The organism is Candidatus Poriferisocius sp., assembly GCF_965204015.1.
In the GTDB taxonomy this organism is placed as follows: domain Bacteria; phylum Actinomycetota; class Acidimicrobiia; order Acidimicrobiales; family Bin134; genus Poriferisocius.
The window spans coordinates 1,056,090-1,082,628 of sequence record NZ_OZ241965.1; the positions used below are offsets into that span (position 1 = coordinate 1,056,090).

General features: G+C 64.4%; 27 protein-coding genes. 10 read left to right on the forward strand and 17 right to left on the reverse strand.

Annotation, left to right across the window (positions count from 1 at the left end):
- Positions 1 to 114 precede the first annotated feature (114 nt).
- From ACOGJC_RS04825 to ACOGJC_RS04850, 6 genes are all read left to right on the forward strand, one after another.
- Positions 115 to 1,608, forward strand: a complete 1,494-nt coding sequence (locus tag ACOGJC_RS04825; RefSeq protein WP_419847376.1) for a flavin-containing monooxygenase — start codon at positions 115 to 117, stop codon at positions 1,606 to 1,608.
- Between the two features lie 53 nt (positions 1,609 to 1,661).
- Entirely contained in the window at positions 1,662 to 2,435 is a 774-nt protein-coding gene (locus ACOGJC_RS04830) for an SDR family NAD(P)-dependent oxidoreductase (RefSeq protein WP_419847377.1), read from the forward strand.
- A gap of 13 nt (positions 2,436 to 2,448) precedes the next feature.
- Positions 2,449 to 3,639 (forward strand): cytochrome P450, encoded by a 1,191-nt coding sequence (locus tag ACOGJC_RS04835; protein ID WP_419847378.1) that lies wholly within the window; start codon positions 2,449 to 2,451, stop codon positions 3,637 to 3,639.
- A 98-nt stretch (positions 3,640 to 3,737) separates the two neighbouring features.
- On the forward strand, positions 3,738 to 4,061 hold the full coding sequence (locus ACOGJC_RS04840; RefSeq protein ID WP_419847379.1) for a helix-turn-helix domain-containing protein: 324 nt from the start codon (positions 3,738 to 3,740) through the stop codon (positions 4,059 to 4,061).
- A 115-nt stretch (positions 4,062 to 4,176) separates the two neighbouring features.
- Complete coding sequence (locus tag ACOGJC_RS04845) at positions 4,177 to 4,407, forward strand: DUF433 domain-containing protein (RefSeq protein ID WP_419847380.1); 231 nt, start codon at positions 4,177 to 4,179, stop codon at positions 4,405 to 4,407.
- Positions 4,404 to 4,769, forward strand: a complete 366-nt coding sequence (locus ACOGJC_RS04850) for a DUF5615 family PIN-like protein (protein WP_419847381.1) — start codon at positions 4,404 to 4,406, stop codon at positions 4,767 to 4,769. Before ACOGJC_RS04845 ends, ACOGJC_RS04850 begins: the two co-directional genes overlap by 4 nt.
- Positions 4,770 to 4,847: 78 nt before the next feature.
- Here the strand turns inward: ACOGJC_RS04850 and ACOGJC_RS04855 are convergent, their stop codons facing one another.
- Entirely contained in the window at positions 4,848 to 6,362 is a 1,515-nt protein-coding gene (locus tag ACOGJC_RS04855) for a hypothetical protein (RefSeq protein ID WP_419847382.1), read from the reverse strand.
- A gap of 419 nt (positions 6,363 to 6,781) precedes the next feature.
- Positions 6,782 to 7,447, reverse strand: a complete 666-nt coding sequence (locus tag ACOGJC_RS04860) for a nitroreductase family protein (protein ID WP_419847383.1) — start codon at positions 7,445 to 7,447, stop codon at positions 6,782 to 6,784.
- A 23-nt stretch (positions 7,448 to 7,470) separates the two neighbouring features.
- Between ACOGJC_RS04860 and ACOGJC_RS04865 the strand changes: the two genes are divergently transcribed.
- Both ACOGJC_RS04865 and ACOGJC_RS04870 read left to right on the forward strand, forming a co-directional pair.
- Positions 7,471 to 8,550: a zinc-dependent alcohol dehydrogenase gene (locus ACOGJC_RS04865; RefSeq protein ID WP_419847384.1), complete on the forward strand. Its 1,080-nt coding sequence runs from the start codon at positions 7,471 to 7,473 to the stop codon at positions 8,548 to 8,550.
- Between the two features lie 30 nt (positions 8,551 to 8,580).
- Positions 8,581 to 9,864: an amidohydrolase family protein gene (locus tag ACOGJC_RS04870; RefSeq protein ID WP_419847385.1), complete on the forward strand. Its 1,284-nt coding sequence runs from the start codon at positions 8,581 to 8,583 to the stop codon at positions 9,862 to 9,864.
- Between the two features lie 7 nt (positions 9,865 to 9,871).
- Here the strand turns inward: ACOGJC_RS04870 and ACOGJC_RS04875 are convergent, their stop codons facing one another.
- From ACOGJC_RS04875 to ACOGJC_RS04900, 6 genes are all read right to left on the reverse strand, one after another.
- Entirely contained in the window at positions 9,872 to 10,225 is a 354-nt protein-coding gene (locus ACOGJC_RS04875; RefSeq protein WP_419847386.1) for a hypothetical protein, read from the reverse strand.
- Between the two features lie 97 nt (positions 10,226 to 10,322).
- Positions 10,323 to 10,979 carry a PAQR family membrane homeostasis protein TrhA gene (gene trhA / locus ACOGJC_RS04880; RefSeq protein ID WP_419848197.1) on the reverse strand — a complete coding sequence of 219 codons (657 nt, stop codon included), beginning with the start codon at positions 10,977 to 10,979 and terminating at the stop codon, positions 10,323 to 10,325.
- A gap of 35 nt (positions 10,980 to 11,014) precedes the next feature.
- Positions 11,015 to 12,508, reverse strand: coding sequence for a sulfatase-like hydrolase/transferase (locus ACOGJC_RS04885; protein WP_419847387.1), 1,494 nt, complete (start codon positions 12,506 to 12,508; stop codon positions 11,015 to 11,017).
- Between the two features lie 5 nt (positions 12,509 to 12,513).
- Complete coding sequence (locus tag ACOGJC_RS04890) at positions 12,514 to 14,022, reverse strand: AMP-binding protein (RefSeq protein ID WP_419847388.1); 1,509 nt, start codon at positions 14,020 to 14,022, stop codon at positions 12,514 to 12,516.
- Positions 14,023 to 14,026: 4 nt separating this feature from the next.
- A complete protein-coding gene (locus tag ACOGJC_RS04895; protein ID WP_419847389.1) occupies positions 14,027 to 14,470 on the reverse strand; it encodes a VOC family protein in 444 nt (147 codons plus the stop codon).
- A gap of 79 nt (positions 14,471 to 14,549) precedes the next feature.
- Positions 14,550 to 15,413 carry a TauD/TfdA dioxygenase family protein gene (locus ACOGJC_RS04900; RefSeq protein ID WP_419847390.1) on the reverse strand — a complete coding sequence of 288 codons (864 nt, stop codon included), beginning with the start codon at positions 15,411 to 15,413 and terminating at the stop codon, positions 14,550 to 14,552.
- Between the two features lie 22 nt (positions 15,414 to 15,435).
- Here ACOGJC_RS04900 and ACOGJC_RS04905 point away from each other — a divergent pair, with 22 nt between their 5' ends.
- Positions 15,436 to 15,873: a nuclear transport factor 2 family protein gene (locus tag ACOGJC_RS04905; RefSeq protein ID WP_419847391.1), complete on the forward strand. Its 438-nt coding sequence runs from the start codon at positions 15,436 to 15,438 to the stop codon at positions 15,871 to 15,873.
- A 6-nt stretch (positions 15,874 to 15,879) separates the two neighbouring features.
- The gene (locus ACOGJC_RS04910) at positions 15,880 to 16,383 is read left to right on the forward strand and encodes a nuclear transport factor 2 family protein (protein ID WP_419847392.1); all 504 of its coding nucleotides are present in this window, start codon (positions 15,880 to 15,882) and stop codon (positions 16,381 to 16,383) included.
- On the opposite strand, the gene ACOGJC_RS04915 is transcribed toward ACOGJC_RS04910, so the two are convergent.
- The 9 genes from ACOGJC_RS04915 to ACOGJC_RS04955 all read right to left on the reverse strand — a co-directional run bounded on the left by ACOGJC_RS04915 (position 16,380) and on the right by ACOGJC_RS04955 (position 26,516).
- On the reverse strand, positions 16,380 to 16,793 hold the full coding sequence (locus ACOGJC_RS04915) for a Zn-ribbon domain-containing OB-fold protein (protein ID WP_419847393.1): 414 nt from the start codon (positions 16,791 to 16,793) through the stop codon (positions 16,380 to 16,382). The two genes, ACOGJC_RS04910 and ACOGJC_RS04915, sit on opposite strands and share 4 nt — an antisense overlap.
- Positions 16,793 to 17,992 carry a thiolase family protein gene (locus ACOGJC_RS04920; protein ID WP_419847394.1) on the reverse strand — a complete coding sequence of 400 codons (1,200 nt, stop codon included), beginning with the start codon at positions 17,990 to 17,992 and terminating at the stop codon, positions 16,793 to 16,795. The genes ACOGJC_RS04915 and ACOGJC_RS04920 overlap by 1 nt, the downstream gene beginning before the upstream one ends.
- Positions 17,993 to 18,043: 51 nt before the next feature.
- Complete coding sequence (locus ACOGJC_RS04925; protein WP_419847395.1) at positions 18,044 to 19,558, reverse strand: polysaccharide deacetylase family protein; 1,515 nt, start codon at positions 19,556 to 19,558, stop codon at positions 18,044 to 18,046.
- Positions 19,559 to 19,732: 174 nt separating this feature from the next.
- Positions 19,733 to 20,644 carry a polysaccharide deacetylase family protein gene (locus ACOGJC_RS04930; RefSeq protein WP_419847396.1) on the reverse strand — a complete coding sequence of 304 codons (912 nt, stop codon included), beginning with the start codon at positions 20,642 to 20,644 and terminating at the stop codon, positions 19,733 to 19,735.
- Between the two features lie 12 nt (positions 20,645 to 20,656).
- Complete coding sequence (locus ACOGJC_RS04935) at positions 20,657 to 21,484, reverse strand: SDR family NAD(P)-dependent oxidoreductase (protein ID WP_419847397.1); 828 nt, start codon at positions 21,482 to 21,484, stop codon at positions 20,657 to 20,659.
- A 53-nt stretch (positions 21,485 to 21,537) separates the two neighbouring features.
- Positions 21,538 to 22,680, reverse strand: coding sequence for a serine hydrolase (locus ACOGJC_RS04940; RefSeq protein ID WP_419847398.1), 1,143 nt, complete (start codon positions 22,678 to 22,680; stop codon positions 21,538 to 21,540).
- 77 nt (positions 22,681 to 22,757) lie between these two features.
- Entirely contained in the window at positions 22,758 to 23,534 is a 777-nt protein-coding gene (locus tag ACOGJC_RS04945; protein ID WP_419847399.1) for a hypothetical protein, read from the reverse strand.
- Positions 23,531 to 24,268 carry a lysophospholipid acyltransferase family protein gene (locus ACOGJC_RS04950; RefSeq protein WP_419847400.1) on the reverse strand — a complete coding sequence of 246 codons (738 nt, stop codon included), beginning with the start codon at positions 24,266 to 24,268 and terminating at the stop codon, positions 23,531 to 23,533. The genes ACOGJC_RS04945 and ACOGJC_RS04950 overlap by 4 nt, the downstream gene beginning before the upstream one ends.
- Positions 24,261 to 26,516: a xanthine dehydrogenase family protein molybdopterin-binding subunit gene (locus tag ACOGJC_RS04955; protein ID WP_419847401.1), complete on the reverse strand. Its 2,256-nt coding sequence runs from the start codon at positions 26,514 to 26,516 to the stop codon at positions 24,261 to 24,263. The genes ACOGJC_RS04950 and ACOGJC_RS04955 overlap by 8 nt, the downstream gene beginning before the upstream one ends.
- Positions 26,517 to 26,539 lie beyond the last annotated feature (23 nt).

The window sequence follows — 26,539 nt, forward strand, 5'->3', positions numbered from 1 at the left end:
AGCAAACACACTGTTGTTATTGCCATAGTGCATTCCAGAGCCAAAGGGTCTCTACGTTTTCTACCGACAGCGTCTATAGGGGTAGCTTTTTCCGAGCCACTCAGAGAGGTAGACATGAGCACGCAGCAAGCAGAGGCAACCAGCGGCAACGGGGAGCGAGACCTGCGAATCGCTATCATCGGCGCCGGGCCGGGCGGTTTGTGCGCCGCCATCCGGCTTCGCCAGTCGGGCTTCGAGAACTTCACGGTGCTGGAGAAGGGCAGCGGCGTGGGGGGCACGTGGTACCACAACCGCTATCCCGGCTGCGCTTGCGACATCCAGTCGGAGCTCTACTCGTTCTCCTTCGAGGTGAACACCACATGGACCCGGCCCTACGCCCGCCAGCCTGAGATCCTGAGCTACATGGAGCACTGCGCCGACAAGTACGGGGTGCTCCCCCACTGCCGCTTCAACGACGCCGTGACCTCGGCCCGTTGGGACGACGACACCGCCACCTGGACGCTCACCACCGAGTCGGGCGCCGAGGTGACCGCCGATGTGGTGATCAGCGCACTGGGCATGTTCAACGACGTGCCCTTGCCCGACATTGAGGGCTTGGGCGACTTCGAGGGCAAGACCATTCACTCGGCCCGGTGGGACTGGGATCACGACCTCAGCGGTGAGACCGTCGGCGTGATCGGCTCGGCAGCCAGCGCGGTGCAGCTCGTCCCCGAGATCGCCCTCGAGGTGGGCCAGCTCCACGTGTTCCAGCGCACCGCCAACTGGGTGCTGCCCAAAGAGGACGACCCCTACACCGCCGAGGAGATGGCGGCCCGCCAGGCCGATCCCAGCATCGTGGTGGCCCGCCGCGACGAGCTGTTCGAGCAGGTGGACACCGGCATGGCCTTCAAAGACCCCGTGAGGCAGGCCGAGATGGAGGACATCGGCCGCCGAGCCCTCGAGGCGGTGACCGATCCCGAGCTGCGGGCCAAGCTCACCCCCACCCACATGTGGGGCTGCAAGCGCCCGCTGTTCCACAACGAGTACTTCACCACCTACAACCGCTCGAACGTGGAACTGGTGACCGACGCCATCGAGCGCATCACCCCCAAGGGCGTTCTCACCGTGGACGGCAACGAGCGGGTGATGGACACCATGGTGCTGGCCACCGGCTTTTCCACCACCAAGTACCTCTCGGCCATCGAGGTGACCGGCCGGGGAGGCCTGGACATCGAAGACGCTTGGAACGACGGCGCTACCGCCTACATGGGCATCACTACTGCCGGGTTCCCCAACCTGTTCATGCTGTACGGCCCCAACACCAACAACGGCTCGATCATCACCATGATCGAGTACCAGGTGGACTACGCCCTGGCCCACATCCAGCGCCTGGCCGCCGAGCGCCTGGCCTGGGTGGACGTCAAGTCCGAGCCCATGGACCGCTACAACGAGTGGGTGCAGGAGGGCATCTCCGAAATCCGGCCGTGGAACGCCAGCTGCAACGGCTACTACCGCAGCCCCAGTGGCCGCATCGTCACCCAGTGGCCCCACAACATGACCACCTTCAAAGACCAAACGGCCGCCATCGACGAAGACGCCTTCGAGGTAGCTTCTTTGCCCGCGGACTGAATCTCAGTCAGAGCTCATCAAGCGACCACCGAGATCAACAGGGGGCAATGCGAATGACCGGAAGACTGGAAGGAAAGGTGGCGCTTATTACCGGCAGCGCCCGGGGACAGGGCGAGGCGGAGGCCCGACGGTTCGTGGCCGAGGGGGCCAAGGTGGCCATCACCGACCTGCGCGACGTGCTGGGCGAGCAGCTGGCCGCCGAGCTGGGACCCGACACCTTCTATCAGCAACTCGACGTGACCCGGGAGGACGACTGGGACGCGGCGGTGGCCGCCACCGTGGAGCGGTTCGGCAAGCTGGACATTCTGGTGAACAATGCCGGGATCGGGGCGTTCGGCACCTTGGAGGGCCTTGACCTCAAGACCCATCACGAGATGACCGACATCAACCTCCACGGCGTGTACCTGGGGATGCGGGCGGCCAAGGCTGCCCTGGTAGCCACCGGCAACGGGGCCATCGTGAACATCTCCTCTATCGACGGCATCGTGGGCGTGCTGGGCATGACCAGCTATGCCGGCACCAAGTTCGCGGTCACCGGCATGACCCGCTCCGCGGCCATCGAGTTGGGACCCCTGGGAGTACGGGTCAACTCCATCCACCCCGGCGTGATCAACAGCCCGATGGTGCAGGAGGCCCCGCCCGAGACCCTGGCCCGGCTCAACCGCTTGATGGACATGCAGCCCATCAAGCGCATGGGCGAACCGGACGAGATCGCCTCGCTGGCCCTGTTCTTGGCCAGCGACGAGGCCAGCTACATCACCGGCGCTCAGTTCGTGATCGACGGTGGACACCTGGCCGGGCCGTGGCGGGAGTCGTTCGAGGAGTAGGGAAGACGAAGCCATGACCGACACCCTGCCCGCTTTCGACCCCCACAACCCCGACTACTTCGTAACTGGTCTGCCCTTCGACCTGCTGGCCGAGCTCCGCCAGCAAGGACCGGTGGCCAAGACGCCGCTGGGCTATTACCTGACCCGCCGTCAGGAGGCCGATGAGTTGTTGTACGCGGTGGACACTTACGGCTCCGACATGACGCCGGGCACCGGGCTCACCGGCGTGGAGGAAGTGCCCGAGGAGCAGCTGTTCCTCCCCGAGATCGACGAGCCGGTCCACGGGCAGATCCGCCGGCTGTACAACTCGGCACTGGGACCGCACCGCACCATGAGGATCCAGCCGTTCGTGCGGGAGACCTGCGAGGCGCTGCTGGACGCGCTGGTGGATGAAGAAGTCTCAGACCTGCACGCCAACTACGCCGTGCCCATACCCTGCGAGGTGATCGCCCACATCATCGGCCTGCCCGAGGGCGGCGCCGACAAGCTGAAGGTGTGGTCATCGGACGGCTCGGTCATGTTCCGGGCGGTATGCCCGCAGTACGCCCCCGATGGCCCGCCCATCACCGGCTATCTGAAGGACCTGGTGGCCCAACAGCGCCTGGCCGACGAGCCCAGCTCCCACACCTACAAGGTGTTCCTTGACGCGGAGATCGAGGGCGAGTCGCTCAGCGACACCGTGATCGCCCATCAGCTTCAGACCATGGTGCTGGGCGGGGTGCACACCACCCGAGGGCTGCTGGCCCACTCCATGCACCGGCTCATCGTGGAGCCCGACACCTGGGCCGCCCTGGAGGCCGACCGGGAGCTGATCCCGGTGTTCGTGGAGGAGTCGCTCCGCCATGACTCCCCGGCCCCCCGAGTGGCCCGGCGATGCCTGAAGGACACCTCCTTGGGCGGAGTAGACATGAAGCAAGGCGATTGGGTGGAGGTGGGATTAGCCTCAGCCAACCGCGACGACACTCAATACGAAGACCCCGAAGACTTCCGCCTCGACCGCCCCGACCCCTTGAACCACGTGGCCTTCGGCGCTGGCGCCCACGTCTGCCCCGGCGCCAGCCTGGCCCGCCTCGAAGGAGTCACCGCCATTGAGACCCTCCTCGACCGCGTCGCCGCCCTCACCCCCGTCGACGGCTTCCAATACCCACCCCTCCCCGCCAACCTCGCCTACAGCGACCTCCCCACCCAAATCACCTGGCGCTAGCCCCGACCGTCGGCCTCGGGTCGGACACCTTCGGCTGTTGCATGACCACTTGCCTCTGGTTTATTTCTAGATAAACTACAAATTGCTGGAGGTGTCCAATGACGATTGCCGACTCGAAACGTTCCGCTGATTTCGAGACAGTCGAAGACGTACTCGACGGGTTCGATCTCACTCCCACCGAACGATCCCAAATCGAGGCCAGAACCTCTGAACTGCTTGCCCTGGATGCCTGCCTCAAGGAACTCCGAGTCGCCGCTGGCGTCAGGCAAAAGGACGTGGCGCAAGCAATGGGAGTCACCAAGTCTTCGGTCGCCCAACTCGAAGCCCGCGGCCTAGCCGATGCCAAACTCAGCACTCTCGCCCGGTACTTTGCCGGACTCGGATACAGGCTCGACTTCGCACTCACCCCTATCGAAGCCTGAATCCACATATCGCCAAAGGAGCTCCCCAACAAGGGAGTCATCCTGGGCCCCCGAAACCATCACAGGTTTCTAAAATTCCGGCCACAGGACCGATCGGGAGAGGTAGCTTGTGTGTATGCAACTGGACAGGATTACCGTCAATCCTGAACGCATGGGTGGTTTGCCCTGCATCAGAGACCTCCGGGTAACAGTTGCCATGGTGCTTGGACAGCTAGCCGCTGGAAGAACTCGTGATGAAGTACTGGCCGACTATCCCTATCTTGAGCCAGAGGACATCACAGCAGCACTCGAATTTGGCGCTGCCCGCGTGAACGAACGGGAACTCCCAGCCGCCCACCCGGCGTGAGAATCCTCATCGATGCCAACCTTTCCCCGCAAGTAGCACAAGCCCTCCGCGTCGCTGGACACGAAGCTCAGCACGTCAGCCAGTTGGACATGTTGACTGCATCTGACGAGACGATTCTCAAATGGGCGGCCGAGCACGACAGCACCCTCATTACGGCTGACTCTGACTTTGGAGCGCTTCTCTCAATCCGTCGTGCTAACAGCCCTTCAGTCGTCCACCTGCGGGGAGTGGCCGACCAACCCCCGGATGTTCATACCGCGCTGCTCGTCGAGAACCTTCCAGCGATTGAGGAAGCCCTAGCCAAAGGGTCGATCGTGTCCCTCAGCCCGACTCGCATTCGAATCCGCGACCTCCCAATCTGAAGCACAACATCCGCCTACCCCAGTCAGGGTTCCAGCGGTTGTAGGGGATTACTTGAGGGGCGGGGCGGACGGCGGTGTTCATGGTGTAGGCAACTGGTGGCGTTCGAAAGTTCCATCATGATGTTGAATGATCGCGACATCGCCGTTGGCTACAACACGTGCCCAACCATCTAGCCACTCATCCATGTACGCATATTGAGTGGATTCCAGCCTCCTCCAATTTGTTCCGTCGGGGTCAATAACCCACCAACGGTTGACACTGCCATCTTCCATAACCTGCTCATCCACCCCAGATACAAAAATCAACTCCCCAATCTTCCGCAATGACCAGAGGAATATTGGTGTTTCTTCGGAATCCTCACGTGATCGGGTTTCCTCTGGCGTTTCAATCTCTTCCCACTCGTAGCCATTGCGAGAGAAAAACATCCTCTGATAGCCACTCCATAGCGGCGAATACCCTGCCATATATGGAATGGTCAATGCAATATACCCATCTCCAGTACCTATAATTTCACAGCAAATCTTGCGGGAGATATATGGCAACTCGATCCAATTCTCTGTATTCACATTCGGAACATCTGTACCCCAGATATGTGGCCATACCCATCCGGAAAAGTTTGGACTCTGCAAATAAGGCTTGTTGCTGTAGAGGTCACTTCCGTATTGTTGGAATATATCGCCATCTATACCTAGTTCCTCCCAAGGCACGAGGCGGGTATTGCTCCCGCCATCTTCCAAATACCACGTAATAAACATACCCTCTTGTGATTCAAGCGGACTGCCTATACGCACCGCTTCCTGGAAAATATCATCCGGTACTAAGATCCACATATTGATAAGCGCAGTAACAGTAACCCCAACAATCCATCCATTTGGCCCCAATGCAATGTTTTCGAGGTCCGCGGATACTTCTAATCGAGGATGTAGACGTTCTGGCCTATGAAATGGAACCTCTGACGTTTCCCATTCGACCAAGTCCCTTGTGATTGATACAAGTGCGCTCCCTTCCTGCTGGATCCCAACAAGAAGAATATCTCCATTAGTAGTCAAAACAAGTGGAGGGGAAAACGCCTCACCTCCGTAGATTGCGAGTGGTGGAGCATCGACTGGCAGGGAAAGGCGCTCTGGTGTTGTCCAATCAATACCATCGGGTGACCGTCTTTCAAGTAAGTACGGCACTCCATGCATAGAAGGAAACCACCATACCGTCCACGCTCCAATACCACTTTGTATTTCTACTTCACATGGGTCGATGACTTTCGGATAGCCAACTTGGAGGAATCCAGCTTTCCAAGGAACAAACCATGCATGTCTACCGATTGAATCAAGAGTCGCTCCGTCCAATTCGCTTTCCTCGCTTGAGGTTGTCTGAGTTATGAGATCCTGCAAATAAGCGATCGAAGCAGGCTTGTCACAACTGATTTTGTTGACGAAAGGCTCTTGATCTGAGACTTGATGGCTGGGAAGCACATTTATTGCCCAATATTCGTTTGCCAAAATACGAGCTTCGATTTGCGAGGGAATTTCTGGGTGTTCAAGAACGAAACCAGAAGCGGTCGGATCCGGGGTCGGAGGTGGAGGTGGAGGAACCACCGCGGTCGGATCCGGGGTCGGAGGTGGAGGTGGAGGAACCACCGCGGTCGGATCCGGGGTCGGAGGTGGAAGAGCCGTCGGCGTTGATGTCGCATCCACTGAGGTCTTTGGGGCGGGGACAGTCGGCGTTGGCTTCGCCTCAATTGTCGTTTGAACCGTGCCAGCTTCAACGGTGAGCGAAGGGAACTGGGTTACCTCGTTGGGCGAACTGCCACATCCAACGAGACCTGCGGCAAAGATGCCAAGGGCGCCCAGAGTTACCCCCGCACACGAGGATCGGCGCTCCAGCACACGACTCGGGTCGTGGCGTATCAGACTCTCCATAGACCTACCGATCTGCTCCTCCCAATGTATAGACGCACAGAAGCATCAATCGGTTCCATTGGTACCAAGCGTCACCAGCCTCAACACCCCGCTGGCTAGTCCCAGGCGGGGTTCCAGTGGTTGTAGGCGGTTACTTCTGCTGCGGGGTGGCGGAGGGCGGGGCGGAAATCGGTGCCGATGGTGTAGGCAACGGGGAAGAGGCCGGCTTGGATGTGGGTGTCGTAGGGGATGCCGAGGAGATCGGCCATTTCCTGCTCGCGGTGCAGGTGGATGGTGGTCCAAGCGCTGCCCATGCCCCGGCTGCGCAGCGCCAGCATGAAGCTCCAGACCGAGGGGATGATCGAACCCCACTGGCTGGCGTGATGGAAGGTCTTGGCCTGGTCGCTGCGCAATACGCCGAACCGGTCAGCCAGCACCGGGATCAGCATCGCGGGAAGGCGGTGCATGTTGTCGCGCAGGTAGGCCACCGACTCTGACATCTGCTCGGCTCGTACGGTCTGGCGCTCGTAGTGCTCTAGCCCGGCGGCGATGTCGGCTGAGTACTGGGCCATGGCGGCCCGGTAGATCTCCGACGCCTGCCCGATCACATCTGGATCGTCGAGCACGATCCAGTGCCACCGCTGCTGGTTCGAGCCCGTCGGCGCCTGCAACGCCAGATCCAGGCACTCCTCGATCACCGACCGCTCTACCGGCCGCTCCAAGTCCAACCGCTTCCGCACCGCCCGAGTGGTGGTCAGCACTTCATCTATGGTCAGCGTCATAGGGGCATCGTACGATCATCGCCATGAGCGATGCGGTGCGGGCGATGGTGCAGGTGGGGCCGGAGCGGTTGGAGATGCAGGAATTTGGGCGGCCCCGGGTGGGCGACGACGACGCTCTGCTGCGGATTGAGGCGTGTGGGATTTGCGGTACTGACGTTGAGACTTTTTCGGGCAGTTCGCTGATGAACTATCCGGTGATTCCCGGGCATGAGCCGGTCGGGGTGATCGAGGAGATCGGCGAGCGGTACGCGGCTCGCTGGGGGTTGAAACAGGGCGACCGGGTGGTGGCCGAAGCTGCTTACGGGTGTGGTCGCTGTCTGGCCTGCCTTGACCAGCAGATGTGCCGGGTGGCGCCCGGTAACCACGGCTTTACCCCCACTGGCCGGACTCCCGCCCTGTGGGGCGGTTACGCCGAGATGATGTATCTGGCTCCAGGATCAGTTCCCCACAAGATCGACAGTTCAATTCCGCCTCGCATTGCCGCGCTTTACAACCCTCTGGGGGCGGGCTTCGCTTGGGCGGTGTCGGCCCCCAACCTGCGCTACGGCGACACCGTCACTGTGCTCGGCCCCGGTCAGAGGGGTTTGGCCTGCGTGATTGCGGCGGCGGCCGCGGGGGCGTCGGCCATCTTCGTCACCGGATTGGGATCACAAGACGCCCACAAATTGGCCCTGGCTGCCGAGTTCGGGGCCGATGTGACCATCGATGTGGAGACGGAAGACGCAGTAGAGCGAGTGCTGGCCGAAACCAACGGCAGGGGCACCGACATTGTGGTGGACACCACCCCGCACGCCACCCAGCCGGTGGTGGATGCGGTGTCCATGGCCCGCCTCGGAGGCACCATCGTGCTCGCCGGCCTCAAAGGCCACGGAGTGGACGGCTTCCCGTCCGACGCCGTGGCCATGCGCTACCAAACCGTCATCGGGGTGCGCACGGTTGACTTCCACAGCTACCGGCAGGCGGTGCGTCTCATCGAGTCGGGGACGCTGCCGGTAGAGCGCCTCCACACTCACCATTTCCCACTGGAACAGGCCGCAGATGCCGTGCAGACCCTCGTCCAAGCAGGCATTGCCAAAGCCGTCTCTATTACCGTTGAACCCTAGACACCCCCCAAATCACCACAGAGGAACACCGTGAACCCCGACGACCTCATTCTGATCAGCGTTGACGACCACATCGCCGAACCGGCGGACATGTTCGAGGGCCACGTGCCCGACAAGTACAAGGAGCACGCCCCCAAGGTGGTCACCGACGAGAACGGACGGGAGCAGTGGTACTACGGCAAGCTGCCGGGCCGGAATCTGGGGTTGAACGCGGTGGCCGGCAAGCCCCGGGAGCACTACAACATCGACGCCAGCCGCTACGACGAGATGCGACCCGGCTGCTACGACGTACACGAGCGGGTGCGGGACATGAACGCTGGCGGCCAGTTGGCCGGGCTGAACTTCCCCAACTGGACTGGATTCTCCGGCCAGGTGCTCAACGAGGGTCCCGACCCAGACCTCAACGACATCATGATCAAGGCCTACAACGACTGGCATATCGACGAGTGGGTGGGGGCCTACCCGGACCGGTTCATCCCCTGCGGAATCCTGCCCCTGTTCGACGTCGACCGGGCAGTGGCCGAGGTGAAGCGCCTGGCCAGCAAGGGATGCCACGCGGTGACCTTCTCGGAGAACCCGGCGATGCTGGGCATGCCTTCGATCCACTCCGGGGCATGGGACCCGCTGTTCGCGGCGTGCAGCGACTTGGGCACCGTGCTGTGCTGCCACCTGGGTTCATCGTCTCGCTCGGTGGGCGCTTCGGCCGACGCTCCCCCCAGCGTGCCCATGACGCTGTCGTCGGCGCTCACCATCTCCACGCTGGTGGAGCTGGTGTGGGCCGAGTTCTGGGACCGCTTCCCCGACCTCAAGTTCTCGCTCACCGAAGGCGACATCGGCTGGATCCCCTACTTCCTGTGGCGGGCCGAGCACGTGCAAGACCGCCACTCGGGCTGGACCAAGCACGAGTTCGGCATCGACGGCAGCCCCACCGGCGTGTTCCGCAACCACATCCTGTGCTGCTTCATCAACGACCGCATCGGGGTGAAGCTGCTCGATGAGTTCAACGTGGACAACCTCTGCTGGGAGTCGGACTACCCCCACTCCGACGGCACCTGGCCCCAGGCTCCCGAATACGTGGCCAAGCTGATGGGCGAATTGCCCGAAGACGTGGTGGCCAAGATCACCCACCAAAACGCCATGCGCCACTACCGATTCGACCCCTTCGCCCACCGCCCGCCGGAGAAGTGCACCGCGGCCGCGCTGAGGGCCGAGTCCCCCGACGTGGACGTGGTGACCCATGTGGGCCGCCCGGCCGATGAGCGCGACGCCGAGTTCTGGAACCGCATCCAGACCGGCGGCTGGAAGCGCGAATAGTCGACCGCTAACCGACGCGGCGGTAGTTGGCGATGGTCACTGCGGTGGCGAAGCGCCGACGGCACTGCGTTCGGATGTAGCGGGCGGCGGCCGAGTTCAAGGAGCGGGCCGCCCGGCGAGCCTTTCGGTCGAACACGTCGGCCTCAGCCCGAATGGCGTCGGCAGTGAGCCGTGAATCGACCCGCACAGCCAGCTCTCGCAGTCGGTCAACCTCGACCCGGACGAACTTTCTCGTGCAAGTGCCTGTCCCGTGAGCTGCCTGGATGGCCTCCCACAGTCCTTCATAGGTGTCGGCAATGTCGTCGAGCGTCTCAGGACCCAGGTTCTGGGGAAAAGCCTGCAATTTCAACTCTGGCGACATCAGGGGCGGATTTCTTACTAGATCGGGCAAGAGCCGATCAGAAGGGGATGAGGGAGCGCTAGGGAACAGCGGGCAGCCTACGCGCCGCTCTGATCGCTCAGGCCAACGGAAGGGCGAAGAAGGTGATGGCCACGTAGTGAACGGCCACCGCGGCGATGACCAACAGATGGAAGATCTCGTGGTAGCCGAACCAGCGCGGCCATGGATCAGGACGGCGGAAGGCATAGATGAGGGCGCCCAGGGTGTACAGGCCTCCGCCGATGAACAGCAGCGTTGACCCGGCTACGCCCATGTTGCGCCAGATGTCGCCAATGACCAGCAGCGCGGCCCACCCGACGATCGGGTAGGGGGCGACCAACACCCAACGGGGAGCGTGGAGCCATATCAACCTACCGAAGACGCCGAGGGCGGCGCCCGACCACACCACGCTCAGGACAAGGGTTGCTGAACCGGTTCCAAGCGCAAAGAAGCCCACCGGGGTGTAGCTGGCCGCGATGAACACGAAGATCATCGAGTGGTCCAGGCGGCGAAATGTCTCTTTCACCCTTGGGGTCCAGGTGCCTGCGTGGTAGGCCGCGCTCACTCCGAAGATGAAGACCACGGCGATGGCATAAACCGCTACAACCGCCCGGTCGGCGCCGCCCGGACCCAAGGCGACGACAATGGGACAGAGAACCGTGGCGGCCACCGCGGCCAGCGCGTGAGACCAGCCCCGAAAAACCGGCTTGGGAATAAAAGATCTGGCAACCGTCAGACGGCCACCCTACACGGGTGCCGCCCCGAATAGAGCTAGCTGCCTAGTTCAGCAGCCTCGTACTCCAATAGACGGCCGAACAAATCCCGCAGCTCAGACCGCCGAGAGCGGTCGTTGGCCAGGTTGACCAGCTCGTGAGGGTCTTCAGCCAGGGAATACCACTCGTGATCGTGGTCGTCGAAGTCGGCGTCGGTGTCGAACAGCTTTGGCTCGGGGGCGGGGTTGCCGGTGCGGTCGATGCCGCCGCCCACGCCGTAGTACCGGGCGTATTTGGTCTCGCCGTCGAAGAAGCCCCGCACCGCATAGCGGCTGTGGCGCAGCAGCTCCGACTGGGCGCTGTCCTGGCTGAACAGCACATAGTCGCGCACCGATGTCGACGGATCGGCCAGCGATGGCGTGAGGTCTTTGCCCGACAGGGTGGGCGAACTGTCGACGTCCACCCCGCCGAGCGCGGCGATGGTGGAGGCCAGGTCCACGTGGGTGGCCAGCGCATCGGTGGACGCACCCTGCGGGGTGAGTCCAGGGGCCTTGACGATGAGTGGCACCCCCATGACCTCCTCGTACACGCAGGGCAGCTTGGCCCGCAGCCCGTGCGATCCGCAGGCGTCGCCGTGGTCGGAGGTGTAGATGACCACAGTGTCGTCGTAAGCCCCGATGTCGTCGAGGGCTCCCAGGATCGAGGTGATGCTGTGGTCGAGCAGCTCGTGCAGCCAGGCGTAGTAGTCGAGTTGGCGAAGCCAGGAGTCGACATCGTCGAGGGCCATGTGGCCCACCATGTGCTCGCGATTGCGGACATGGCGCCAGGCCCGCTGGACCTCGGGCTTGGTATGGAGGTCGTCGTCGAAGTTGTCGGGCAGTTGGGTGAAGTAGCGGGGGTAGATCTCTTCTAGGGGTTCAAGATCGACCTTGCCGCCCAGCATGTGCTCGTGGAGGAAGTTGAACAGGGGTACCAAGTCGGGATGGGCCTCTTGGTATGTCGGATGGTCGAGGGGATACCACATGATGTCGTGGGGGTTCACCAGCGCCACGGTGAGGAACCACGGGCCGGCTGATGGATCGGCACCGTGGGTTTGCAGCCAGTCCACCGCTTGGTCGGCGATCACCGGGTCGAAGTGCCGCCCGGTCCACGGCCCGCCGACATAGTGGCGGTCGTCACCCTGCCAGCCGCTGTAGCCGAAGGCCTCCATGTCGGGCATCGGCTCGTGGGTGAGGTGGTATTTGCCCAGGTAGGCCGATTCGTAGCCCACCTCTCGCATCAGCCGTCCCACGGTGGGAATGGCCGGGTCGAGCGCCGTGTGGGCCGGGAAGCTCACGTTGTCCACCACGCCGTGCTCGGCCAGGTAGCTGCCGGTATACAGGCTGGCCCGAGAAGGCGAACACGGCGACGAGTGGGTGTAGTAACGGTTGAAGTCCAGGCCGTCGCGGCGCAGCCGGTCGTGAGCGGGCATATCGACCACCCCGTCCAGCCATGGGTTCCGGCGCTCCTCGTCGGACACGATCAACAAGATGTTGGGCTGAATAGTTGACATGGCAGTTACCCTCCGTAGGTTTCCCGGAGTTCCTTCTTGAGCACCTTGCCCACCGGGTTGCGGGGCAGTTCGTCGACGATCTCGAGTTGCTCGGGGATCTTCTGGTTCATCAGCCCGACTTCCTTGCAGTGCTCGACCATCTCGCCGAAGCCGAATGACCGACCGGCCATGGGCGCCACCACCGCGCAGCACCGCTCCCCCGACACCGCATCGGGCAGGCCGATGACGGCCACATCGGCCACACTGGGATGGGAGAACAGCACGTCTTCCACCTCTTTGGCCGAGATGTTCTCTCCCTTGCGGATGATCACATCCTTCTTTCGTCCGACGATGGTCACGAACCCCTCGTCGTCAACTTCAGCCAGGTCGCCGGTGAAGAAGAACCCGTCGTCGTCGAAGGCGGCCTCGTTCAAGGCCTCGTCCAGATAGCCCCGGCACAGCGTCGGGCCCTTGAGCAGCAGCTCTCCGTCGATCAGCTTCCAGTCGGTGTCGTCCAAGATCCGACCCTCGGTGCTGGCCAGCTTGTCGTCGGGATCATCGAGGAAGCAGTAGGTGACGATGGGGCATTCGGTGAGCCCGTAGCTGGAAATGATCCCCACCCCTCCCATCTCGTTCTTGACCTCCATGTGTAGTCCAGCCGGCTTGGGGGCGCCCCCGCCGATGGCCGCCCGCATCTCGGGGAAGATGGGCTGGTCGGGGGTCTTGCGCTGCTCGGCCAGAAAGGCGATGAAGAACGGGGTGCCCGAGCCGGCCAGAGTCAGGCCGTGCTCCCGGAAAAAGCGGGTGTCGGCTTCGGGGTTGAAGCTCTCCACCATCAACATAGGAGTGCCGCACACCAAGGTGGCGATGAGCAGGCTGATACCGCCGATATGGGTGTAGGGAAAGGCCAGGGGCCACACGTCGTCGGCCCGCAGCTCCAGGTTCTCCCACACATGGCGGGCGGCAGCGATCACCGAGTCGTCGCCGTGCTTGGCCCCTTTGGGGTCGGCGGTGGTGCCCGACGTGTAGTAGATCCACCGCACCGGGAGCCGTCCGCTCTCATCGAGGGGGGCCTCGAATGGGGCAAGGGTGTTGGGATCGCCCTGGGGAAGGTCGCCGTCACACACCAGCACGTCGCAGTCCTCGGTGTTGGCCACCACGGTGTTGGCCATGGCCTGGTAGTCGAAGCCTCGCCACACCGACGGCACCACCAGGAGCCGGGCCCCGGTTTGGCGGACCACAAAGCCCACCTCCCGCTCCCGGTAGATCGGGATGATCGGGTTCTGGACGGCCCCCAACCGAGCCAACGCGGCCGACAAGATGAGCGACGCCCGCCCGTTGGGAAGCTGCCACGACACCCTGGTGTCGGCGGTGATACCCAGGGCAGCCAGCCCCGCGGCGGCCCTTTCTGCGGAATCCCGGAACCCGGCGAAGGTCATCACCGTGCCGTCGTGCTCGATGGTGAGCGGGGAGTCGGGGGTGGCGGCGGCCCGGGCCTCGATCGCCTCCCAATAGGTTCTGGGGTTTCCTATCACCGGGTCATTCTCCCAGGTCGGTGGTCGGGGTCTCGAAGCCCACCAGCAGTTCCACCAGCTGTCCGGCCGGGGTGCGAATCATCACCGCTACGTCCCATAGGCGGGTGTCTTCCAGCACCTCCCCACCGTGAGCTCTCACTCGCTCCAGCGCGGCATCCATGTTGGCGACGTTCAGCGAGAGGTGGGTGAGACCGGGCTCGTTCACCACCCGGGCCGGTCGATCCACCAGACCGGCGCCGCGGAATTGCAAGAGCTCAAGCACAAAGTCGCCCTTGCGCAGATACACCGCCCGCAACCCGGGCTTCTCCATCCGCAAGAGCTGGCCGGTCGACGCGTCGTCGGCATCCAGCGCCCCCACTCGCTCGAAGTCCAGCGCTCCAGTCCAGAAATCAACTTCGGAGTCCAAGTCGGCCACCGCCAGCCCCACATGGTTGACCTTCTCGCTCATCGAGGCTCACCCCCCATCGGCCATGCAGCGTAGGCTGGCAGCAGGTCGCCCGACGAGAAGAACGAACGCAGTGCTATAGCTAGTCGCGGTCGAGGCCGTAGGCGGCGGCGGAGACTCGCTCGTATTGGTAGGGGGCCCACTGGGAGGTGTCGAAGGCCGGTTCGGGGTTGTCGCCCAGGATGGTGACCCGGCTGATGGCCCGGGCACCGTCGAAGTCGTTCACCGCGAAGTGCTGGGTGGCCCGGTTGTCCCAGATGCCGATGGTTCCCTCGCTCCAGCTGTAGCGACAGGTGAAGTCGGTCTTACAGGCGTGGGCGGTGAGCAGGTCCAGCAGCGACTCCGACTCGTCCCGGCTGAGTTGGGGGATACGCCGGGTGAACTGCTTGTTCACGTACAGCGACGGTCGACCAGTGCGGGGGTGGCGGCGCACCACCGGGTGCTCGGCCTTGTGGTCGGGCTGGCCGTAGTTGGCCGCGGTGTGGATGGCGGTGAGCCCGTTGATCATCTGCTTCATGGGCTCGGCCAGGGTCTCATAGGCCTTGTACATGTTCGACCACATGGTGTCACCGCCCGCGGGGGGCATGACCATGGCGTTGAGCACCGAGCAGATGGGCGGAGAGTCCTCGAACGTGCAGTCGGTGTGCCACACGTCGGCCACATAGCCCGACTCCCCCTTGAGCACCACGATCTCGGGATGGTCGTCGTCCAGCTTGGGGATGTAGGGGTGGATCTCCGGCTCGCCGAATCGGATAGCGAACGCCCGGTGCTCGTCGGGGCTGAGGTGCTGGTCGGGGAAAAACAGCACCAGGTGCTCGTCCAGCAGCTCTTGGATGAGGGCGAACTCAGCATCGGATACCGAAGCCAGCGATAGCCCCCGCACCTCGGCACCCAGCGCGCCCGCTACCCGGCGCACGTCCAGATCAACAGCATCGATGACAGCCATGGCCGCAGCCTACTCTAGAGAAATGTCTGATCGAGATGCCCTGGCCGACCTCGCCGCCGATTACGCCCGCTGCGTGGACCGAGGCGATCCCGAGGGGGTGGCGGCCTGTTTCGCTCCCGACGGGGTGCTGCGCCGAGTGGACTTGCCTACTGGGGGGACGATTCTGAGCGAGCGAACAGGGCGAGAGGAGATTGCCCGGGCCATCTCCCGGATGACCTACGACGCCACCTTTCACTTCCTCGGCCAGCAGCAGACCGAGATCTCCGGCGACACCGCAACTGGGGAGACCTACTGCATTGCCCATCACTTGACGGTCCCCGACGACGGCACTCCGGCCACCGACTTCATCATGTTCATCCGCTATCACGACCAATTCGTCCGCCTCGACGAGGGCTGGCGATTCGCCGCTCGGGAGCTCCAGATCGACTGGACCGAGAACCGTTTGGCCGAAGGCGTTTAGCAACCGATGGACGACGTCGCCCGACTGCTGGCCTATGAAGAAATCCGGCAACTCGCCTCCCGATACGCGGTGGCGATCGACCGGCGAGATCTCGACGCCCTCGTCGAGCTGTTCATCGACGACGTGCGGGTAGGTCGGGACAGCTATGGCCGGGACGCTCTGCGAGCCAACTTCGAGGAGTCGCTAGGGGCCATCGGCCCGTCGATCCTGAATATCGGCACCCACCAGATCGACCTCATCGACGACGACCACGCCACCGGCCACGTGTACTGCAAGGGGGAGATCGCCGACGGCGATCGCTGGATCCACCAGGCCATCCGCTACGACGACACTTACGAGCGCCGCGACGGCCATTGGTACTTCGTGCGCCGCCTCCACAAGCTGTTCTACGGTGCCGAAGTGGGGGTGAACCCGCTGGGCCTGCCCCCGGCCAATTGGCCCGAGAACCCCGACGGCCTCGGCACCCTCCCCTACGAAGAAGCTTCTTGGCAGGCCTTCAACGACCGCTAGCCCACAGGGCGAAAGCCCAGCAGGGTGGTGTTGTCGATGTCCTCGTAGGCGGCCTCCACGGCCATTCCTACGGCGACGTCGCCGACCTCGCAGTCCACCATGTTGCCCACCAGGCGGGGGCCTTCGTCGAGGTCCACCAGGGCAATGGCAAACGGGATGCGGCTGGCCAGGGCAGGGTCGTGGCCGGCCCGGTCAACGGTGAAGGAGTACACCGTGCCCTGGCCGCTCAGCTCTTCCCACTCCCAGTCGTCGCCCAGGCAAACTGGGCACCGGCCCCGGGGGTAGAAGAAGTATCCGTGGCGGGGGCAGCGCTGAAGCACCAGCCGATGCTCCCGCAGGCCGTCGAAGTACGGCGCGGTGATGGGGGTGGGGGAGGGCAAGGGTCGGCCGTCGGTGGAGAAGTGGACCATCAGGCTCCCTCCAAGATGAGGGCCACCTGCTCGGCCAGCATTCCCCCGGTGCCGTTGGCGTAGGCGATGTTGCAATCGGGCACCTGGCGCTCACCGGCCCGGCCCTGCACCTGGCGCACTGCCTCGGTGATGTGGCTCATGCCCCCACCCAGCCCGGCCTGGCCCATGCCCAACTGGCCGCCGTGGGTGTTGAGGGGCCAGTCGCCGTCGTAGCGCAGGCTGTGCTCGTCGATGAACCGCCCGCCCTCGCCCTTCGGGCAGAACCCGGCATCCTCGATGGTCAACAGCACGGTGATGGTGTAGCAGTCGTACATGGAGGCCATGTCCACTGCGTCGCGCGACACCCCGGCCATGGCGAACGCCCGGTCGGCGGCCAGCCGGATGGGGGTGTCAACGATGTCGGGGGCATAGGTGATGCTCTTGTGGGTGAGGTGCTCGCCGTAGCCGCTCACGTACACCGGTCGGTGGGGACACCGGGCGGCCCGCTCGGCGGTGGTCACCAACACCGCCGAGCCGCCGTAGCACGGCATGACGATCTCCAACAGCTTCAGCGGATCGGCAACGTAGCGGGAGCTCATCACGTCGTCGACGGTGATGGGCTTTCCGTAGAACACCGCCATGGGGTTGGCCTGGGCGTTGTAGCGAGAGTCCACCGCCACCTTGGCCAGGGTCTCCTCGCTCACGCCGTAGGCGGCCATGTAGCGCTGGGCGGCCATGGCGAAGCTGGGGGTGGCGGCCACCAGCCCGGCGGGGATCTCGAACTGCCCCTGGGGCGAGCCCCACACGTCGCCGCCCAGATAGGCCCCCATCTGCATCTTCATGGAGCCGCCATTGGCCCCCGGCTGGGGCGGGACGGGCACCGACGGGGTGAACACCAGCACCGTCTCGCAGATCCCCACCTCGATGGCAGCCGCCGCCCGCCACACCATGCCCGCCGGGGTAGCCCCGCCCAAATCGACCGTCTCATTGAAGTTGCTGCGAATGCTCAAGAACTCCGCCAGCGCCGACGGCGCGAACATCGGCGACTCCCGCAGGCCGTTGATCACCAGCCCGTCCACCTCGCCCTTGTCCATCTCGGCATCGGCCAGCACCTCGGCCGCCAACCGGGCACACGCCTCCATAGTGAACATGGGCTCGTCCCACACCCGCTTCGGCGCCCACTCGGTGAGCCCCACAATCGCCGCCGCTCTCTTTCCCATGCGCCTCACCCTAGTGAGCGGGTCGTCGGCGACTCTGACCCACCGCCTGCATTAGCGGCACAAAGGCTCAAACCGGAAACCGCGCCCGACAAGGCTCTGGAGCGCAGCCTCGAGAGCCAGAACGGTTTGGGTTCGGTCGCCGCCGCCGTCGTGCAACAGCACAATGGCCCCGTCGCGGGCGTGGTCCACGATGTGCTGGGCGATGTCCGCCGCAGGGGGACTGCGCCAGTCGGCGGGATCGACATTCCAAAGGGCGATATCCAGGCCGTGGTTCGCCGCCCAATCGCGGGTGAAGGCGTCGATCGACCCATACGGAGGCCGCAGGCACGACGTGGCCCGAGAACCGAGCAAGTCCTGGGTCCGTCCGACGGTGTCGTCGAACACTTCCTGGGGCAAACCAGCCAAAGCCTCGTGATTCCATGTGTGGTTGGCAACGGTGTGGCCCTCAGCAGTGATGCGCTGAATGATGCCGGGGTATCGCTCGGCCAACGAGCCAATGACGAAGAACGTTGCCCGAGCGCCGTGGCGGGCCAACGCCTCCAGCACTTGCGGGGTGTACCCGGGGTGAGGCCCGTCGTCGAAGGTGAGGTATAGCACCGGCCCGGAACCGCCGGCCGGTGAGGTCGGCACCGAGGTGGGCTCGACGGGCCTTGTCGGGGTGGGAACTGGGGCGGGGCTGTCCCCCAACGGCAGGGCTTCTACATAGAGCCGGTAGTCGACTTGCCCAGCGTGAGTTGAAACCACCGTCACCCTCCACGGGCCGGTGGTGGGCAGGTTGGCGGTCACCGACTGGAACCGCTTGGATGCCGATGTCAGCACGTGATCGTCGAGCCGCACGTCCAGCCACACACCGATGGGGGCTTCGAGGACGGCGGTGAACGCCTGGCCCTCGGATATGTAAGCCGTGTAGGGCTGCCTCTGCTGGAAGTCGATCGACCCGATGAGCGTGCCACCCACGGCGCCTGGCTCGAACCGTATGTCTATCTCAGGCGCCTCGGCCTCGGGAAGCGGGAGGTCTTCTAAAGGCATGGACTCGACTACCGACACCACGGGCTCGAGCCCGGAGATGTCGACATCCAAGGTCTTACGCCGGGAGATAACGGTGAAGGGCTCCTCTGGCTCGCGGTCGAGCAGCGACACCCTCACCAGGCCGTCGTGCACTTCGATGCCCTCCATCACAATGCGGTCGCCCACCAGCACGGGCTGTTTGGCCGCGCCGCCCCGCCCGTCGTCCATCACCGGCACCAGCAGGTGGAACACGCCTGACCCCGACGAACTCAAGGTGATGTGGGCCACCACGTCTTCGAAGCCGTCGTCGTCCAGATCGCCCTGCGCCACTCGGTTTTGGAGCACATAGAGGTCAGTGGAAGCGCCGCCATAGGAGAATTCGGCTCTGCCGCCTTCGAGTTGTATGGACTGGCCGTCCAACTCGAAGGCGAGGCCCTCGAGGTCTTCCCAGTCCACCCCCGTCCGCTCTATCGGCACCGGAGTTGCGGTCGGGGTGGTCGAAGGCTGGCTTGGGGGGTCCTCGGATGCGGTGGAGGCCGGGGTTGTCGGGGTGGGCACCGCAGTAGAGGCTGGCGTTGAACTCGAAGACTCAGGGGAAGGCGCCGCCGACGGAGATAGAGAAGGCGTGGGCGAAGTGGTCTCTGGCGAAGGCGGGCCGTCTTGTCCGCATCCTCCGAGAAACACAGCCAATAGGAGCCCGGCGATGGCGAGTCTGCGAAAGGTCATAGTCAGCTACCGGCAAAGGGGATCGAAGCGGTAGCCCCGGCTGGACAGTTCGCGGAGCGCGATATCGAGGCCGATTACTGTTTGCGAGCGGTCGCCGCCTCCGTCGTGAAGCAGCATGACCACCCCGTCTCGGGCGTAGTCCACGATGTGTTGGGCGACGTCCTGGGCCGAGACCTGGAGCCAGTCTTTGGGACTGGTATCCCATGTGACCACGGTCAAGCCGTGCTCGGCCGCCCAGCCCCGGGTGGACCCGTCCATCGACGCATAGGGGGGCCGCAAACAGGAAGAGCCCCGATCACCGAGCAATGCCTGGGTTCGGCCCACTGTCTCATCAAACTCCTCGCGGGTCAGACCCCCGAGAGCCTCGTGGTTCCAGGTGTGGTTGCCGAGAGTGTGCCCTTCGTCAACGATGCGCTGGGTGGTGCCGGGATAAGCCTCGACCAGCGATCCGACCACGAAGAACGTGGCCCGAGCTCCATAACGGGCCAAAACATCGAGCATCTGGGGCGTGTAGACCGGATGAGGGCCGTCGTCGAAGGTGAGGTACATGACCGGAGCAGACTCGTCGAGAATCGGGGTGGGATTGGGTTCCTCAAAATCGGGCGTCGGTGTCGGCGTCGGTGTCGGCTCCGGCTCGGATTGTGCCGTGGTCGGCGCCGGGGTGACTGGCTCAGGTAGCGTCGTCGTATCGGACTCGGGTTGTGCCGTGGTCGGCGGTGCAATTTGCGGTGTGAAATCGGACTCGGGTTGCGCCGTGGTTTCCCGCTCGGTCGGCACCGGGATCGGCGAGGCAGGCTCGAACGGCGCTTCCGATGGAGAGGGAACCGGCGATACCGAAATTTGCGAAGTAGGGGTGCTTTGGCCGCACCCGGCGAGAAGCACAACCACCGCGAAAGCAGCAGCCGCACGCCGGATCATGCCACCATTCAACTAGTCGACATCGGCAGTTGGGGGGATCCTCCGCTCCAGCAGCGCGTCGTAGCGGACTTGGAGCTGGTTGGCATAGCTGGGCTTGGTGGGGATGAGGAAGTCGCCCGCCCTGATGCCGGCCATGACCGGGCCGACCACATCGGCCGGCGAGATCCCGGTCGCGGTCATCTTGGAAAGCGACTCCACCACGAAGGCGTTGTCCTCGCTCTCATCAGTGCCGTAGCGATCGTCCCTGACCCGGGCGGTGTGGGCGATGGCGGTGTCGATGGCGCTGGGGGTCAGCACCGAGGCGCCGATCTTGGACCCCACCGCGGCCAGGTCCAGCGCCAAGCACTCGGTGAGCGAGAAGGCAGCGCACTTCGACACGACGTAAGGGCTAGAAAACCCACCAGCCACGAACGCGGCCACCGATGCGGTGTTCACGATGTGGCCCTCGGTGTCCTGGGCCATCATCCGGGGCACGAAGGCGGCCACGCCGTTGATGATGCCGTACACGTTCACGCCAAGCACCCAGTCCCAGTCGGCCTGAGTGCGCTCCCACATGAGCCCGGCCTGGAACACGCCGGCGTTGTTGAAGAGCAAGTCGACCTGTCCGAAGGCATCCCACGCGGCGTCGGCCAGCGCCTCGACCGATCCCCGATCGGCAACATCCACCTCGACGGCTACGGCATTGGCCCCGATGGCCTCGACGGTGGCGGCAGCTCCCGCGATATCAATGTCCGCGGCCACCACCTTGGCGCCCTCGGAACTGAACCCGGCGGCCAATGCCGCTCCAATTCCGCTGGCTGCCCCGGTTATCACTGCCACTTTGTTGTCAAAGTCCTGCATGGTCCCATGCTGGCACGGCTTGACCGCCGATGTCGGAGCGGAGAAGCCAGGGGCTATGGGCCAGTTCCTGCTTCAGGCCAGATCTCCGGGTCGTGGACGCCGTCGTCTTCCCGCTCGCAAACAAGGTCGGCGTCTTCGGCCACGAAGGCGTAGATCCGGCAGGCAGCCAGCGCCACCCATTGATTGGTCAGGTCGAAGAACTCCCCCCGGGCGCTCATGACGGCCAGGGCAAACCAGCTGCCGTCAGGGAGCACAATGACACCGGAGTCGATCATCTGCCGGTACTCCGCGGGACAGCAGTTCGGCCGAAGCCAACCCGCCTTGTGCAACGACGATTCGGCCACTTGCGGAGGCAGCCGATCCAGCAAGACTCCGTCGAGGTCTCTCGGGGAGTTCAGCGAATGGGACGTGTCCAGCAGCCACTGTTGAAGGGCTGCGTTCTCATCGGCATCGAGGAGCTCGCCCTTGTACAGCCGCACAAAGAAGAGGGCTAGATCGGCCATGGTGGTGCGGTTGCCCAGGGGATTTTCGGGCTGGAAATTGCTGGCGACCCGATTCGGATCTTGGAAACGCCAAGCCTCCAGCCGGGTGTCAGACAGCTCGGCCACATTCCAGGTCCAGTCGTTCACCGCATCCACTCCCCCGGCCAGATCGATCATCCACCCGCCGGCCAGATTGTCGGACAGGATCAAGGCGGCATTGGCCAGCGGCCTCACCGCCTCCACTCCGGCCGCTTCGAGAGCGGCTGCGGCCCACAGCGGCTTGACCGCGCTGGCCGAGATCCGAGACTCCTTGGGCTCGTAGCCGTAGAGCGTCTCGTCGGGAAGCACCACCGCAATGGAGATCTGCGCGTCGGGGTTCCATTCTTCGGAGATCTTGGCCAAGTCCTCGAACTCTCCAGCCAAGAGGAATTGGAAATCTCCAGCCAGCGAGGCCAAGAACTCCTCTGCGGCCCGATCGGGGGTGGGAGTCGGCTCTGGAGTAGGCGCAACCGTTGCCGTGGCCTCAGGGGTTGACGTGGGCAAGGGGGCAGGCGTCGGCGTATGAGGCGGCTGCGTGGGCACCGCGGTGGGCACCGGAGTCGCAACCGCGGTGGGCGTCGCCTCAAGCTCCACCGACCGCACTTCCAACTCCGTCTCTGGTTCGCTATCGCAGCCCGCGGCCCAGCCGAGCATGGCAAGAGCCAGCAATGCCATACCCAGTGCTTTGGGGCGAAAAAACACACTGCAAGCTACCCGCTTTGGCACAGAATCTGTGGGCAACCCTGGCTTTCTCAGCGGATGTCGTTGACCCAAGTCATGTTGGTGGCCTCGCCAGCCTCAAGCAGAGGGCCGTCGTAGTTGGGGGAGGTCATGACAGAAGCGTCGCGGCGGTAGTTGATGAAATGGACGCCGTCGTCGCTGCTGTAGAGCTTGTAGCGGCGGTCGGCGGCCACCCACAGGGTGTCGCCCTCGCCGACGACTCGTCGCCCCACTCTGATCTCGCCCCGCAGCACGTGGATCAGCTCGTCTTGAGAGTGGCTGTGGGCTGACGACTCGAAGTACTGGGGGCGGTCGGTGGCCAGCAGCCACAGTCGGTTGGTGGGCGATGAGGCGTCGGAGAAGAACCGGGTGCGCTGGGTGTCGTCCACCGTGGCCCACAGCCCGTCGGGGCCGACGACTCGCACTCCCCGGCCCTCGGATTCCGCCGGGCCCCTCAGCCCATGGGCCGGCGGAACAGAATCAGTCGGGCCCACGTGAACAATGGTGGTATCGGATCCCGCAATCGCAGTGGCCGCTACCCCTGCTTCCACCACCATCGCCCCATCGGCGGGGCAGACCCGCCCGTCAACCACCAAACTGCCAGAGCGCACATACACTGCCTCGTCGCCGTGCTCGGTCCCCCACCGCATCTCGGTGCCGGCGGCCAAGTCCGCGGCCACCAGCCACAGGGAGGCCCCGTCGGGGCTCACCAACCGAGCGGTGCAGCCGCCGATGATCTCCACCGTGGGCCTCGGATAGCCCGCGGCCGGTTCGATCTCAACAGCGTGAATGACATCGACTGCGCTCACAGCACCTCATCATCGCGCCTAGCGCGTCGGCGGCGCAGGGAGCGGCGAGTGGATGCCAGCTCGTCAGCCTGGTCCATGGCCGTTTGCATGGCGTCTCGCAAGCGGATGGTGAACTCGTGGCGTTGGTCGGATGACAATCGGCCGTTCTCTAAGTCGGGGGGCAGTAGCGGTTCGGCCACCACGATGGTTATCGGCACCCGGCGGGGGAACTTGGCCCCTGGCGGCATGGCCTCTTCGGTGCCGGCGATGCCCACCGGGAGAACCGGCACCCCTGAGCGGGCAGCGAGGAACGCGGCACCGCCGAAGATCTCCCCGATGTGGCTGCCCGACTGCCGGGTGCCCTCGGGGAACACCAACAACGGCTCTCCCCGCTTCATCAAGTCAGCGGCGGCCTGGAGTGAACGGCGGTCTCCCACCCCCCGATGCACCGGGAACGCGCCCAACACGGCGCTGACCCAGGTACCGACCCCGGCGGGGAACATCTCCCTTTTGGCCAGCGACCGCACGATCCGAGGGCACCGGGAGTTCACCAGCGGAGCATCCAGGTTGGACCGGTGAACCGGGGCGATGATGAATGCCCCCTTTGCCTTCAAGCGCTCGGCACCGACCACCTTGGTCCGCAGCCAGATGAGTCCGATCAGCCAAACCAGCCGGCTCAGCAACCGGAACAGCACTCGGGCCCGACGGGTCTGCCAAATAGCCAACACCCGCTCTTCCAAATGCTGTTCAGACATGGTCCTGCATGGCCTTCCACACCCGCTCGGGTGACAGGGGCATATCCAAATGACTGATTCCAAAGGACGATAGGGCGTCGATCACCGCATTTTGCACCGCGGCGGTGGCTCCGACCGTGCCCGACTCGCCGACGCCCTTGGCCCCGAGCAGGTTCCGGTCGGTGGGGGTCTCAGAGCGGATCAGCTCGAAGCTGGGCAACTCGGCCGCCGATATCACCAGGTAATCGGCGAAATTGGTGGTGAGCGGGATGGCGTCGGCGTCATAGGCCACCTCCTCCATCAGGGCTTGGGCGATGCCGCCGGCGATTCCCCCATGGATCTGGCCGTCGAAGATCAGCGGATTCAACACGGTGCCGGCGTCGTCCACGGCCACCACGCGCACCAGCTCCGTCCGGCCGGTCTCAGCATCCACCTCCACCACCGCCACATGAGCGCCGAACGGGAATGTCTGGCCTCCAGACTCGAAGTCAGACTCAACGGTCAGTGGGCTGTCCAAGGCGGCGGCCACCGCCGACCATCCCACCGACACCGCCGGGGTTCCGGTCACATGGAAGCACCCCGTCTCCTGGTCGTGGACTACATCGCTGACCGCGGCCTCCAAAAGATCGGCTGCCGTCGGCAGCACCTGCTCCACTAGCCGCTGGGAGGCATCGACCAGCATCGACCCCACGATCTGGGCCGATCGAGACCCGCCGGTGACCTGCCCCCGGGGGGTGCAGTCGGTATCGCCGCCAACCGCAACCACCCGATCCAGTTCGAGGCCCAGCACTTCGGCCACGATCATCGGCCATACGGTCTCGTGGCCTTGGCCGTGGGGAGTGGAACTGGTCACCGCCTTCACAGTGCCATCGGTGCCCAGCTCCACCGAGGCGAAGTCCCCCGCTCCGGTGGTGGCGGTGACCTCCACGTAGGTGGACAGGCCAATGCCCAGCAAAGACGCCGACCCGTTGGCCCGCCGGGCAGCCTGCTCGGCCCGCAGGTCGTCGTATCCGGCGGCTTCCAGCGCAAGATCCAAGGCTTTGCCGTAGTCGCCGGAGTCATAGCTCAACCCCGACACGGTGGTGTGGGGGAATGCCTCCGGGTCGAGGAAGTTACAGCGGCGAACCTCGGCGGGGTCCATCCCAATCTTCGCGGCAAACAAGTCCACCGCCCGCTCGATGGCCGAGGCTGCCTCGGGACGACCAGCCCCCCGGAAGGCTCCGTTGGGCGTCGTGGAGCTGGGCACCGACACCGCCTGATAGCCAGCGCAGCCGATGTCGTAGACGCCGGTGAACATGGCCATGGTCATCCGGGGTAAGAACCCGGCGATCAGTGGATAGGCCCCGCTGTCTTGGATCACGTCGAGCTGGTAGGCGGTGATCCGACCGTCCCGGCTCCCGCCCACCACCACATCTTGGATCTGGCCCCGGCCGCTGCCCAGCCCGGTCATCGACTGGGTGCGGGTCTCAACCCAGGCGCACGGACGGCCCAAGCGGCGGGCCAACCAGCCCAAGAGAGCCTCCTCGGGATAGCAGCGGAATTTCGCCCCGAAGCTACCGCCCACGTCGGGGGTGATCACCAGCACCTGCTCGGGGTCGAGCCCGTAGATGGCCATCAGCGCCGCCTTCACGTTGTGACTGCCCTGAGTGGCGGTGTGGTGGATGAGCCGGTCGCCCTCCCAGTAGGAAAAGCCGGTTCGAGCCTCGATGGGCGCCGCCGACATGCGCTGGTTGTGAAGCCGGGCTCGCACCACCACCTCGCACGCATCGAAATCGGGGGCCTCGCCCACCGCACACCGGTACACCGTCTGATCGTCGATGCCCTCGAACAGCACCACTTCGCCCCGCAGCGAGGCCTCCAAATCGACCAGCGGCGACCGCGGCTCGTAGTCCACGGCCACCAAGTCGGCGGCGTCGGCGGCCCGGCCAGGATCGTCGGCCACCACGGCGACCACCGGCTCGCCCACGTATCTGACCACCTCGCCAGCCAGCATGGTGCGAGCCATCTCGTCGTTCATGCCGGGAAACGGCGGGGGGTACACCACCACTTCGGGGTCGATGTCGGCCGCGGTGAACACCCCGAGCACGCCGGGGGCGGCTGCGGCGGCCTCCACATCCACCGTCAGCAGCCGGGCGTGAGGCTCGGTGGAGGTCACATAGACGACGTGGGCGGCATTAGATGGGATCAGGTTGGCCACATACGCGCCCTGGCCGGTGAGAAAACGAGGATCTTCCCGCCGCAGAACGGGATGGCCGAGAATCGAGGGCATGAGTCCTATTTGGTCCGGGTGCA